The sequence below is a fragment of the Methanobrevibacter oralis genome, from assembly GCF_001639275.1.
GTDB classification, from domain to species: domain Archaea; phylum Methanobacteriota; class Methanobacteria; order Methanobacteriales; family Methanobacteriaceae; genus Methanocatella; species Methanocatella oralis.
Map to the genome: position 1 here is coordinate 1 of NZ_LWMU01000079.1, position 11,516 is coordinate 11,516.

Annotated in this window: 14 protein-coding genes; 13 read left to right on the plus strand and 1 reads right to left on the minus strand. The window is 28.2% G+C overall.

The genetic code is table 11. From position 1 onward, the window contains the following. Positions 1–202: 202 nt before the first annotated feature. Positions 203–850, minus strand: coding sequence for an orotidine-5'-phosphate decarboxylase (gene pyrF, locus MBORA_RS06600; RefSeq protein ID WP_042693872.1), 648 nt, complete (start codon positions 848–850; stop codon positions 203–205). Between the two features lie 262 nt (positions 851–1,112). Between pyrF and cbiM the strand changes: the two genes are divergently transcribed. The 13 genes from cbiM (at position 1,113) to guaB (ending at position 11,202) form a co-directional block, all read left to right on the plus strand. Beyond that, the gene (gene cbiM / locus MBORA_RS06605; protein ID WP_042693870.1) at positions 1,113–1,778 is read left to right on the plus strand and encodes a cobalt ECF transporter S component CbiM; all 666 of its coding nucleotides are present in this window, start codon (positions 1,113–1,115) and stop codon (positions 1,776–1,778) included. A 9-nt stretch (positions 1,779–1,787) separates the two neighbouring features. Beyond that, positions 1,788–2,075 carry an energy-coupling factor ABC transporter substrate-binding protein gene (locus MBORA_RS06610; protein ID WP_042693869.1) on the plus strand — a complete coding sequence of 96 codons (288 nt, stop codon included), beginning with the start codon at positions 1,788–1,790 and terminating at the stop codon, positions 2,073–2,075. Positions 2,076–2,115: 40 nt separating this feature from the next. After that, positions 2,116–2,811 carry a cobalt ECF transporter T component CbiQ gene (gene cbiQ, locus MBORA_RS06615; protein WP_042693867.1) on the plus strand — a complete coding sequence of 232 codons (696 nt, stop codon included), beginning with the start codon at positions 2,116–2,118 and terminating at the stop codon, positions 2,809–2,811. A 2-nt stretch (positions 2,812–2,813) separates the two neighbouring features. Beyond that, positions 2,814–3,647, plus strand: a complete 834-nt coding sequence (locus MBORA_RS06620; RefSeq protein ID WP_042693865.1) for an ATP-binding cassette domain-containing protein — start codon at positions 2,814–2,816, stop codon at positions 3,645–3,647. Positions 3,648–4,317: 670 nt separating this feature from the next. Further along, positions 4,318–4,854: a hypothetical protein gene (locus tag MBORA_RS11180; protein WP_231475921.1), complete on the plus strand. Its 537-nt coding sequence runs from the start codon at positions 4,318–4,320 to the stop codon at positions 4,852–4,854. 6 nt (positions 4,855–4,860) lie between these two features. Further along, on the plus strand, positions 4,861–5,160 hold the full coding sequence (locus MBORA_RS11185; protein ID WP_231475920.1) for a hypothetical protein: 300 nt from the start codon (positions 4,861–4,863) through the stop codon (positions 5,158–5,160). A 221-nt stretch (positions 5,161–5,381) separates the two neighbouring features. Beyond that, positions 5,382–5,840, plus strand: coding sequence for a riboflavin synthase (ribC, locus tag MBORA_RS06630; protein ID WP_042693863.1), 459 nt, complete (start codon positions 5,382–5,384; stop codon positions 5,838–5,840). Between the two features lie 19 nt (positions 5,841–5,859). After that, positions 5,860–6,576, plus strand: coding sequence for a glycosyltransferase family 2 protein (locus tag MBORA_RS06635; protein ID WP_042693861.1), 717 nt, complete (start codon positions 5,860–5,862; stop codon positions 6,574–6,576). A gap of 12 nt (positions 6,577–6,588) precedes the next feature. After that, positions 6,589–6,933, plus strand: a complete 345-nt coding sequence (locus MBORA_RS06640) for a DUF2304 domain-containing protein (RefSeq protein WP_042693859.1) — start codon at positions 6,589–6,591, stop codon at positions 6,931–6,933. 5 nt (positions 6,934–6,938) lie between these two features. Further along, the gene (locus tag MBORA_RS06645; protein WP_063720423.1) at positions 6,939–7,607 is read left to right on the plus strand and encodes a (Fe-S)-binding protein; all 669 of its coding nucleotides are present in this window, start codon (positions 6,939–6,941) and stop codon (positions 7,605–7,607) included. Continuing rightward, complete coding sequence (locus MBORA_RS06650) at positions 7,597–8,799, plus strand: LUD domain-containing protein (protein ID WP_063720424.1); 1,203 nt, start codon at positions 7,597–7,599, stop codon at positions 8,797–8,799. The genes MBORA_RS06645 and MBORA_RS06650 overlap by 11 nt, the downstream gene beginning before the upstream one ends. 196 nt (positions 8,800–8,995) lie before the next feature. Next, positions 8,996–9,712, plus strand: a complete 717-nt coding sequence (locus MBORA_RS06655; protein WP_042693858.1) for a (5-formylfuran-3-yl)methyl phosphate synthase — start codon at positions 8,996–8,998, stop codon at positions 9,710–9,712. A gap of 8 nt (positions 9,713–9,720) precedes the next feature. After that, positions 9,721–11,202 (plus strand): IMP dehydrogenase, encoded by a 1,482-nt coding sequence (guaB, locus tag MBORA_RS06660; protein WP_042693856.1) that lies wholly within the window; start codon positions 9,721–9,723, stop codon positions 11,200–11,202. The last annotated feature ends 314 nt before the right edge of the window (positions 11,203–11,516 follow it).

Genomic DNA, 11,516 nt, shown 5'->3' on the forward strand with positions numbered 1-11,516 from the left:
TCAAAAATTAGAAAGATTTAAAAAGAAATAAAAAACGCAAAAAACTAGTATTAAAACCCATCACAACAAGAAAACAACAACTAATATTTAAATCTTTTCACAAACACAACATAAAACACAAAAAAAAATCAAAGAAAAAGAAAAAAACTAAAAAAATATGACCAAGAGCTAACAAATTGACAGTGCCTAAAATAATTTTAGTTTATTTTAATGTTTTGATTAAATTTTCACATGCAATTTTAGGATTATCAGATTCATATATGCTTCTTCCAACAATAATTGCATTAGCATATTTTAATGTTTTTTTAGCATCTCCGCCTTGTTTTCCAACACCTGGAGAGATAATGTATGCATCATTACCAACAATATTTCTAATTTCCCTTAATCTATCAAGTCTTGTAGCTGGTGCAACATAATTTTTAATATTCATATCTACTCCCATTTGAGCTATTGCATCAGCATTTTTTTGTAAAAACTCTTTAGCTCCAGGATGCGACATTTCAGTAAGTAAAAATAATTCTTTATCATATTTTTTGGCACTGTTAAAACATGCTTGAACACTATCAGATCCGACAAATCCATGACAAATTATTGCATCAGCTCCTGCTTTAAATGTTTGATTACAAATTTTAGAGTTTGTAGCATCAATATCTGCAACTTTATAATCACAGATTACTTTAAAATCAAATTTTTCTTTTAAGATACCAATAATTGAAATTCCTTCAGCTAAAGTTAGCGGATAACCTATTTTTATTGTATCGATATATTCGGTTAATTGATTGCATATTTCAATGGCTTTTTTTCCACTCAATACATCTAATGCTAAAATCAAGTTGTTCTTAATTTCCATTCCTATTCTCCTATTATTAAAATCCGATATTAAAATCTATATCTTTATATATGATGAAATGCCAGTGCATGTTTTTCCATTGTAGAAAATTTTTATTTTTCTTATTTTATTTTAAATTTTAATATTGATTTGATACATATATTTATATACTAATAAGATATAAATAATTATTATCAATAAAACTTTAGTTTTTTTAGCTATTATTTAAGTTTTTATTGACAATTCTATCAATTTATTTTGATATTTACGGAGGAATTTTGACATGCATATTATGGAAGGTTATTTACCATTAGAATGGTGTATAGTATGGTTTGTTATATCATTAATCGTTGTTGCTTATGGTATATTACAAATTAAAAAGATTACGGATGAAACACCTGAATCTAAAGCATTACTTGCTGTAAGTGGTGCATTTATGTTCATTTTATCATCTTTGAAATTACCATCTGTTACTGGAAGTTGTTCTCATCCTTGTGGTAACGGATTAGGTGCAGCATTATTTGGTCCTGCAGTAACTGCAGTATTAGCAACTATTGTTCTTCTTTTCCAAGCAATTTTACTTGCTCATGGAGGATTAACTACTTTAGGTGCAAATATTTTTTCAATGGGTATTGTTGGACCATTGGTTGCATGGATTATTTACAAAGGTTTAACAAAAGCTAATATTTCATCAACCATTGCAATTTTCTTTGCAGCATTTTTAGGTGATTTATTAACTTATGTAACTACTTCATTCCAATTAGCTTTTGCATTCCCAGCTCCTACATTTACTGGAGCATTAACTAATTTCTTGGTTGTATTTGCTGTAACTCAAATACCATTAGCTATTGGGGAAGGTATTTTAACTGTGATTATTTGGGACAGATTAAAAGCTTACAAACCAAAATTATTAGCTAAGCTCAATGCTTTAGCTCCTAATGAGGCATAGGTGATTTAAATGGAGAGAACAACATTAATAATATTAGCAATCGTTTGTATTGTAATATTCATCGCACCATTAGCAATGTTTAATGGCCTTGGTGAAGATGAAGGATACTTTGGTGGGTCTGATGATGCAGCTGGTGAAGTTGTAGAAAGTACTGGTTATGAACCATGGGCTGGAGCTATATGGGAACCACCTAGTGGAGAAATTGAAAGTTTATTATTTGCTCTTCAAGCAGCTATAGGTGCTATAATTATTGGTTATGCATTTGGTTATTGGAGAGGACAAGGTAAAGAAGAATAATTTTTCTTCTTTGCTTTTTTTATTTTTTTAGTGATTTTTTATGAAATTTGATATGGATTATATTGCACATCATAATGCTTTAAGTGAATTAAATCCATATTTTAAGTTGTTTTTTACAGTAATATTTCTTATTTTTACCTTAGCAATGGATAATTTAATTGTTGATATTTGTGTATTTACTTTTATGTCAATTTTAATATTATTTATAGCAAAAATTAATTATAAATCATATTTAAAGTTTCTTTCTATTCCAATGCTTTTTGTTGTATTAACTTGTATATTTTTGGTATTTTTCTTTGGTAAAGGTGAAGTAATCTATGAAACAGGAATTTTTGGTATTGTAGTTACAACTGATTCTCTACATTATGGAGTATATACTTTCTTTAGAGTAATTGGATGTTTGCCATGTTTAGGATTTCTAGCTTTAACTACACCAATAGCTAAAATATTGCATTGTTTAGCTTCTCTAAAAGTTCCAAAAATATTTATTGAAATTGCACTTTTAATGTATAATACAATATTTATATTTTTAAATGAGCTTGATACAATGCAAAAAGCACAGCAAACAAGATTAGGATATCATACAACAAAATCAACATTTGAATCTTTAGGAGCACTTGGAAGTACAATATTTTTAAGATCTCTTGATAAAAGTGAAACATTACAAAATTCTCTTGATTCAAGAGGATATACAGGCGAACTTCCAGTTTATAAACCAGTTAAAAGAGAGGATTAATAATGTTAGAAGTTAACAATTTAAAATATTCATATAATGATGATTATCAAGCATTAAAAGGTGTTAATTTAAAAATTGAAAGGGGAGAAATGGTTGCAATTCTTGGTAAAAATGGAGCGGGCAAATCAACTTTATTCCTTCATTTAAATGGTATATATGAACCAGATGAAGGTAAAGTTTTTATTGATGGTGAAGAACTTAAATATGATAAAAAGTCTTTACTTAAATTTAGACAAAAAGTTGGTATTGTATTTCAAAACCCTGATGATCAGATATTTGCTCCTACAGTAGAAGAAGATGTGGCTTTTGGTCCCTTAAATTTAGGCTTATCAATGGAAGAAGTTCAAAATAGAGTTGAAGAAGCTTTAATTCGTGTAGGAATGAATGGTTATGAAAAGTCTGCACCTCATCATTTAAGCGGAGGTCAAAAAAAGAGAGTAGCTATTGCAGGAATTCTTGCAATGAAACCTGAAATAATGGTTTTAGATGAACCAACTGCTGGGCTTGATCCAGAAGGAGTTACTAATTTAATTAAGTTATTAAGAGAACTTAACGATGAAGGGATTACTATAATTATATCTACTCATGATATTGATTTAGTTCCGGATTATGCTCAAAAAGTTTTTGTTTTAGTAGATGGTCATATTATTTCACAAGGAACTCCAAAAGAGATTTTTGCTCAACCAAATATTCTGAAAAAAGCTAATTTAAAGATTCCTATTATTACTGAAGTTTTTCATAAACTTGAAAATAAAGGAATTGATATGAGTGGGGACTATCCTTTAAATATTGATGAAGCTTGTGATAAATTTCTTAGTTTATTAAATATGAATTAATTTTTTTTAAAATCCATATCATAACTATATTACTTTAAGTAATAATTTTTTGCTTGTTTATTATTTTTTTATATTTTGAGAATGTGACACGAAGTCACAATTTTTTTTTAAATTTTAATAGACTAATTTTCCTTTAATTTTATATAATATGAAGTAAAACCTATTATTATAGATATTAATATTTATGGTTGTTTTATTAATGGTTTTAAAAGATGATAATATAAATTAGACTATGTTAACGACGAAACATTCAAAAATTGCAAAAAAATGATTTAATAAAAATCCATCATTTGAGCTTAGATGGAACTAAAATCAAAGCAAAAACATCAATTAACATAATTAACTGATGAAAACCAAATCAAAATCATGAAAGGACACCTTGAAAAAAAATATTGAACTTGATCAACAAAAAGATGAAGAAATTGGAGATGAATCTGGAAATTCAGTTCCCAATCATTAACTGATAAAAAAAATTCAAAGAAACAGTAAAAAGAAATTCAAGAATCTTCTAAAAATAATAGAAACAAAGATAAATTGTGTTTCTTCAAGTTTAAATCTTTTAAAACAAGCAGAAAAAAAATTTTAAAAAAACTTAACGAACTCGAAGAAAAAGTAAAAAAAATCACCAAAAGATGTAATAATCATTAATGACCCAGATGCTTGCTTGATAATGAATAAAAAAGGCAAATGGGAATGGGATTACAATGTACAAACCATTGTGGATGAATACAAAGTAATAATACTCTCATCATACATTACACAAAATCCAACTGACCATTTCGAATTAATTCCATCAATAGAACAATTAAAAACCAATTTAGATGGAATCTACGAGGAATTACCTTCTAATTTCCAATTCAGTCCAGATAATGGATATTCAACTGATGAAAACACAACCTGTATAGAAGAAAAAGGCTTAGATGGATACATATCCACTAGAAAACTCTCAAGAAAAGAAAAAAGCACAATTTATGGGAAAAACCATTTCAAAAAGACAATTTCTACTATAATACAAAAATTGAAAGCTTATATTTGCCCTTTAGGTGAAATATTATATCGAAGAAAAACATACGAATACAAAAACAAACAAAGAATAACTTACCAGACAAACAAATGCAAAAAATACATCATGAAAGAAATCTGCTGCAAGAAAAAGAACTACAGAACAATTCAAGACTATGAAAACCCTTCTAAAATCAGAATGTAACGGAAAATGGAAACAGACTGGGCACAAAAAATGATCAAAAACCACAGAATTGTCATTTGCACACTAAAACAAAATATAAAACTCCATGAATTCATAACAACAGAAATAAAAAACACAAACACAGAATTTAAATTATACACAATCGGTTACAACTTAAAAAGAATATATAACGAAATAAACAGGAAAAAACAACTAAAAATAAGAAAAAATATAAAAAATCATAAAACACAAAAATCAATTAAAAATTTTGTGTCACATCCTCAAGTTTTGTTTGCTATGTTTTTTGCTAAAAAACAATATTTTTAATAAAAATTAATTTTACTGGACATCTTTCTAAGTAGAAAATAACCTTAAAAATAAGACTTTTTAATAAAATGTTTAATATTTTGATTAAAAATAATCACTTTTTTAATAATATTTTATAATTATATATTAAAATACGGAATATTTTTTCATCTTAACTACTTTATATATTAATTAAAGTTATATATTAAAAATTACAAACTCCATAATATAATGGTGAAGTTATGAGGATTGGAATTTGTGATACAACATTTGCTCGCTTTGATATGGCAGCAGTAGCTATTGATGAATTAAAAAATAATGCTACAGACTTAACAATTATTCGCGAAACTGTTCCAGGTGTTAAAGATTTACCTGTCACTGCTAAAATCCTCATTGAAGAGGAAAATTGTGATATTGTAATGGCACTTGGAATGCCAGGGCCTATGGAAAAGGATAAGATGTGTGCTCATGAAGCATCAACTGGTCTTATTAATGCTCAACTAATGACTAATACTCATATTTTAGAGGTATTTGTCCATGAAAATGAAGAGGAAAATCCAAAAGAACTTAAAAAACTAGCAGAGAATAGGGCTCGTGAGCATGCTAGAAACTTAATTAAAATGATGTTTCATCCAAAAATCATGCGAAAAGAAGCTGGAATGGGTGTACGAGAAGGAAAAGAAGATGCAGGTCCACTATAAATAATATAAAGTGCATATAATGGAAAATGATAAAGATTTTAAAATGTCAATGGAAGACAAACAAAATACTTATGTTATTCTTCCAGCGTATAATGAAGCAACAAGAATTAAACCAGTTTTAGATGCAATTATTCAAAAAGGCTTTAAAGTGCTTGTTGTCAATGATGGTTCAGTTGATAATACTTTAGATATTTTAAAGGAGTTTAAAAGAAAATATTCTAATGATATATTTATTTATTCCCATATTATTAATCGTGGAGTGGGAGTAGCTATGCAAACAGGTTTTAAAGCTGTTTTAAAATACAATCCAAAATTTATTGTTAATATGGATTCAGATGGACAACATTCAGTTGATGACTTAGAACCTGTTTTAAAACCATTAGTTACTAGAAAAACACAAGCGGTTATTGGAGTTAGACCTTTATCTGACATGCCAAAATCTAGAGGTTTTGCTAATTTGGTTATGAATCTTTTAACTAAAATATTTTATAAAGTAGATGTAAGTGATTCACAAACCGGATTTAGAGCTTTAACATTAGATGCTTTAAATAAAATTACAATCAATGCTAGAGGTTATTTGATTTCTTCTGAGTTTATTCGTGAAATTAATGATAATGGTATTAAATTTGAAGAAGTTCCAATCGAAACAATTTATACACCAGAAACTCAAGCTAAAGGAACAAATTTAAAAGCTGCAATAAAAATATTAATTCAAATGATTAGAGATCAATTTTAGTAAGGTGAAAAAATGTTATTATATTCTATAATTCTTCCGATAATTGCTATATTAGCTATTGTTTCATTTGCTTATCGTTATTTAAATGAAAGAATTTCATTATTTACTTTATCTTTATGGAATATATTTTGGATTTTTGTTATTGTATTTTCAATTTTTCCTAATTCAAGTATGATTTTTGCAAAGATTTTTGGAATAAACAGAGGACTTGATTTTATTATTATGGTTGCTTTTGTTGTTCTTTTTTACATAATATTTAAACTTTATTTTAAATTAGATAAAATGCAAGAGGATATGAATGAATTAGTAAAAGAAATAGCTTTAAACAATGAAATTCAACTTGATGAGGAAGAATAGGTTATATGATTTATTTTAGAGGGTGTACTGCAAGGCAAAAACAAACAACAATCCAAGAAGCTACAGAAAAATTGTTAAAACTTGCAGATGTTGATTATCGTATTTTGGAAAATGAAAAATGTTGTGGGTCAGTTTTACTTAGAACTGGCTTTGAAAAAGAGGCACAAGTTCAAATTAAAAAAAACACTGAAATTTTTGGTGATGAAACTATTATAACATCTTGTGCAGGCTGCTATAAAACATTACTTCAAGATTATGATGATTTAAATGTTATGCATATATCCCAATTACTTAATCAATTAATAGTTGAAAGAAAACTTAATTTATCTAAAAATGATTTAGAAGTTACCTACCATGATTCATGCCACTTAGGAAGGCATTGTAAAATTTTTGATGAACCACGTAATGTTATTGAATCTGTAGCTAATTTATGCGAAATGAAAAATATTCGTGAAAATAGTCTATGTTGTGGTGCAGGAGGAGGAGTTAAATCTGCTTATCCTGAAATTACCAATCAAATGGTTGAATCTAGAATTAATCAAGCAAAAGCTACTGATTGTAAAACTTTAATAACTTCATGTCCTTTTTGTAAACTTAATTTAAAAGATCATGACTTAGAAGTGTTGGATTTAACGGAATTTTTAGTAAAATATGGAGGATTAAATGAAAAATAGTGAACTTAAAACAATGAGAAAATCATTTAATACTGTTAAATCAAGATCATCAAATATTAAAGATTCTCCTTCTGTTAAACGTCTTGAAAAAAGAGTTTGTGAGATTAAAAAAGAATCAATTGAAAATTCTCAAAAGCTGCTAAATCAAGCTATTGATTCCTTTAAAAGAAATGATATTGAAGTTAAATTTGCTAAAAGTTCTAATGATGCAATTGATATTATTCAGGATTTAATTAAAGATTTTGATTCAAAAATTATAGCTAAATCTAAATCAAATACTTTAGGTGAAATTAATTTTAAAGAAATTTTTAATAGTAGGGGATTTGAAATTATTGACACTGATTTAGGAGATAGAATATTACAGCTTAAAAAAACAGATAATGCACCAGTTCATCCAACAGGTCCTGCTTCTCATTTAGATATATCTAAAATAACAAAAATAGTTAATAGTTCTCTAAATTCAAATGTTAAAGAGGATGCTTATGAAATTATGAATGTTGTAAAAAAAGATGTGCTAAATCGTATAAAAAATGCTAATGTAGGTATAAGTGGAGCTAATGCAATTGCTGCTGAAGAGGGTTCTATTGTAATGGTGCATAATGAGGGTAATATTTCTTTAGTTTCACTAAAAGATTTACATATAATTGTAGCTGGAATTGATAAAATTGTACCATCTATTGAGGATGCAATTTCCATTTCTAAACTTGAAACAATTTATGCAACAGGAAAGTATGTTACATCTTATGTAAATATTGTATCGGGTCCATCTAAAACAGCAGATATTGAAAAAAAACTTTTGAAAAATATGTATGGATCTGAAAAAGTAGTTGTAATTCTCTTAGATAATGGAAGAAGTGATGCATCACCTGAATGTTTATGGTGTATTGGTTGTGGAAATTGTGTTGTTCATTGTCCAGTTTATAATGCAGTAGGTAATGAATTTGGATTTAATAATTACTTAGGCGGTCGTGGTGTGGCGGTTTCTAAATTTATTAAGGATGATGAGGTTTGTTTTAATTCTGGACTTTATATGTGTACTTTATGTGGTCTTTGCACTTTAAATTGTCCAGTATCTATTCCAACAAATGAAATTCTTGAAAATATAAGAAAATCTGCTGTCGATTTAGGATTTTATCCAAAAGCTCATGGTAAAATTAAAAAGAAGATTTCTAAAAACGATTCTCCTTATTAATTCATTTTTATTCTAAAAAACACAATGTTGTCAATCTAATTGTTATTACTTTTTTGTAGCATAACAATGAATAAAAGAGGAATAATTAAAAAAATTAGGAACGGCATTGCTAAAAAACAATACTATTATAAATAATGAAAATGTAATAGCTTAATATTATAATTATTATTTAAATTTTAAAAACTGGAGGAAATACATGCTTCTATTAATAAGTCCTATAAATCGTGAAGAAGCTCTTGAATCTATTGAAGGGGGAGCAGACATTGTTGATGTTAAAAATCCTAAAGAAGGGTCTTTAGGTGCTAATTTTCCATGGGTTATTAAGGAAATTAGGGAATTAACTCCTGAAGATAAACTTGTTAGTGCAACTTTGGGAGATGTACCTTATAAACCAGGGACTGTTTCTTTAGCAGCAATGGGTGCTCATGTTTCTGGAGCAAATTACATTAAAGTAGGATTATATGGAACTAAAAATCATGATGAAGCAGTTGAAGTAATGTCTAATGTTTCTAAGACTATCAAAGATATTAGTCCAAATACAACTATTGTAGCTGCAGGATATGCTGATGCACATCGTGTAGGTGCAGTAGAACCTATGGAAATTCCAAAAATAGCTAGGGATGCTAATTGTGATTTAGCAATGTTAGATACTGCTGTTAAAGATGGTCATACTTTGTTTGATTATTTAGATTTGGAAAAATTAGAAGAATTTGTTAAGGAAACTCATAGCTATGGTTTAAAAACTGCACTTGCAGGATCTGTTAAAAAAGAACAACTAAAACCTTTAAATGATATTGGTTGTGATGTAGTGGGAATTAGAGGTGCTGCATGTGTTGGTGGTGATAGAAATACCGGTAAAATACACCATGATGCTGTAGCTGAATTAAAAGAATTATGTGATTCATTTGAATAGGTGTTAAAATGTATTCTAAAAAAGTTATGGAAGCTAGAATGTCTTATACTTTTGATGATTTTTTACTTACACCTAATGCAAGTTGTGTTGAACCTAAAGACATTGATACTAAAATTGAATTAGGAAAAGGTATTAAATTAAATATTCCTGTTTTAAGTGCAGCTATGGATACTGTAACTGAAGCAGAACTTGCTATTGCTATGGCACAAGAAGGTGGTATAGGAGTAATTCATAGAAACAATTCTTTAGAAAGACAAGTTGAAGAAGTTAAAAAGGTAAAATCAGCTGAAGATTTAACAATTCGTGACGTTGTTACAATAACTCCTGAATCTACGATATCTGAAGTTCAAGCTAAAATGAATGATGAGTTGATTAGCGGCCTTCCTGTTGTTGAAAATGATAAGATTATTGGCATTATATCTAAAAGAGATATTAGGCCAGTTCTTAAAGTAGAACCTAATAAAACAGTTAAAGACATCATGACTTCTGATGTTGTTACTGTAGAAGAACCAATTACTGCTGAAGAAGCGTTAAATATTGCTTATGAAAATAAAGTTGAAAGACTTCCTGTTCTTCGCGATTCTAAATTAGTTGGAATTATTACTATTAAAGATATTTTAAATCAATCTCAATATCCTAATGCATCAAGAGATAAAGATGGAAATTATTTGGTTGCTGCTGCTTCAGGACCATTTGATTTAGACAGGGCTATGGCATTAGATCAAGCAGGTGCAGATATTATTTCAATTGATTGTGCTCATGCTCATAATATGAATGTTGTTAAATTCACTGAGACTATTAAAGATAATATTGATGCTGAATTATGTGTAGGTAATATAGCTACTGCTGAAGCTGCAGAAGATTTAATTTCGAGAGGTGTAGACGCAATTAAAGTAGGTATTGGTCCTGGTTCAATGTGTACTACTCGTATTGTTGCAGGTGTAGGAGTACCTCAATTAACTGCTATTTCTGATGTTGCAGATGTAGCTAGTGAATCTGGCGTTCCGGTTATTGCAGATGGAGGTATTAGATACTCTGGGGATGTTGCAAAAGCAATTGGTGCTGGAGCAGATGCAGTAATGCTTGGAAATTTACTTGCAGCATCTTATGAAGCTCCTGGAGAAATTGTTGTTATGAACGGTAAGCAATATAAAAAATACCGTGGAATGGGTTCTATGGGTGCAATGACTAGTGAGTTTGATGGTGGATCTGATAGATACTTCCAAAGTAATAAAAGTAAAATGAACCATACTAAATATGTTCCTGAAGGAATTGAAGGTGCTGTACCTTATAAAGGTACAGTTAATGAAATTTTATTCCAATTAGTAGGGGGATTAAAGTCTTCAATGGGTTATTGTGGTGCTGAAAATATTAAAGCTATGAAGGAAAAAGCACAATTTGTAAGAATTACAAGTAGTGGTATTAAAGAATCACATCCTCATGACTTATTAATCACAAATGAAAGCCCTAATTATCCAACATTAGATTAGTTGGATAATAATTTATTATTTTTTTATTTTAAATTCAATATGATTTAAAATAGTGAAATTACCATTCCTAGAAACTTAAGAATTTTTAGCTGAAAATTTTTATTATATCTTTTCATATTATAATAGTGTTATTAATTAGTTCTTAGATGGCACTTTCAAAAACTTAAGTGATAAATTATTTTTTGATTATAGTTTTAGACAAAAAATATTTATATTAAATGTGACTAAAATAGTAATATGAGTAGAAATGCTTATATTAATAAAGATATCCCACTTTCTAAAATTCATGAAGTTAAAGCTGATTTAAAGCATTA

Excerpts from the sequence above, each read along its gene's own strand:
- pyrF (WP_042693872.1), bottom strand. The coding sequence starts at position 850 with ATGGAAATTAAGAACAACTTGATTTTAGCATTAGATGTATTGAGTGGA.
- cbiM (WP_042693870.1), top strand. The coding sequence starts at position 1,113 with ATGCATATTATGGAAGGTTATTTACCATTAGAATGGTGTATAGTATGG.
- MBORA_RS06610 (WP_042693869.1), top strand. The coding sequence starts at position 1,788 with ATGGAGAGAACAACATTAATAATATTAGCAATCGTTTGTATTGTAATA.
- cbiQ (WP_042693867.1), top strand. The coding sequence starts at position 2,116 with ATGAAATTTGATATGGATTATATTGCACATCATAATGCTTTAAGTGAA.
- MBORA_RS06620 (WP_042693865.1), top strand. The coding sequence starts at position 2,814 with ATGTTAGAAGTTAACAATTTAAAATATTCATATAATGATGATTATCAA.
- MBORA_RS11180 (WP_231475921.1), top strand. The coding sequence starts at position 4,318 with ATGAATAAAAAAGGCAAATGGGAATGGGATTACAATGTACAAACCATT.
- MBORA_RS11185 (WP_231475920.1), top strand. The coding sequence starts at position 4,861 with ATGGAAACAGACTGGGCACAAAAAATGATCAAAAACCACAGAATTGTC.
- ribC (WP_042693863.1), top strand. The coding sequence starts at position 5,382 with ATGAGGATTGGAATTTGTGATACAACATTTGCTCGCTTTGATATGGCA.
- MBORA_RS06635 (WP_042693861.1), top strand. The coding sequence starts at position 5,860 with ATGGAAAATGATAAAGATTTTAAAATGTCAATGGAAGACAAACAAAAT.
- MBORA_RS06640 (WP_042693859.1), top strand. The coding sequence starts at position 6,589 with ATGTTATTATATTCTATAATTCTTCCGATAATTGCTATATTAGCTATT.
- MBORA_RS06645 (WP_063720423.1), top strand. The coding sequence starts at position 6,939 with ATGATTTATTTTAGAGGGTGTACTGCAAGGCAAAAACAAACAACAATC.
- MBORA_RS06650 (WP_063720424.1), top strand. The coding sequence starts at position 7,597 with ATGAAAAATAGTGAACTTAAAACAATGAGAAAATCATTTAATACTGTT.
- MBORA_RS06655 (WP_042693858.1), top strand. The coding sequence starts at position 8,996 with ATGCTTCTATTAATAAGTCCTATAAATCGTGAAGAAGCTCTTGAATCT.
- guaB (WP_042693856.1), top strand. The coding sequence starts at position 9,721 with ATGTATTCTAAAAAAGTTATGGAAGCTAGAATGTCTTATACTTTTGAT.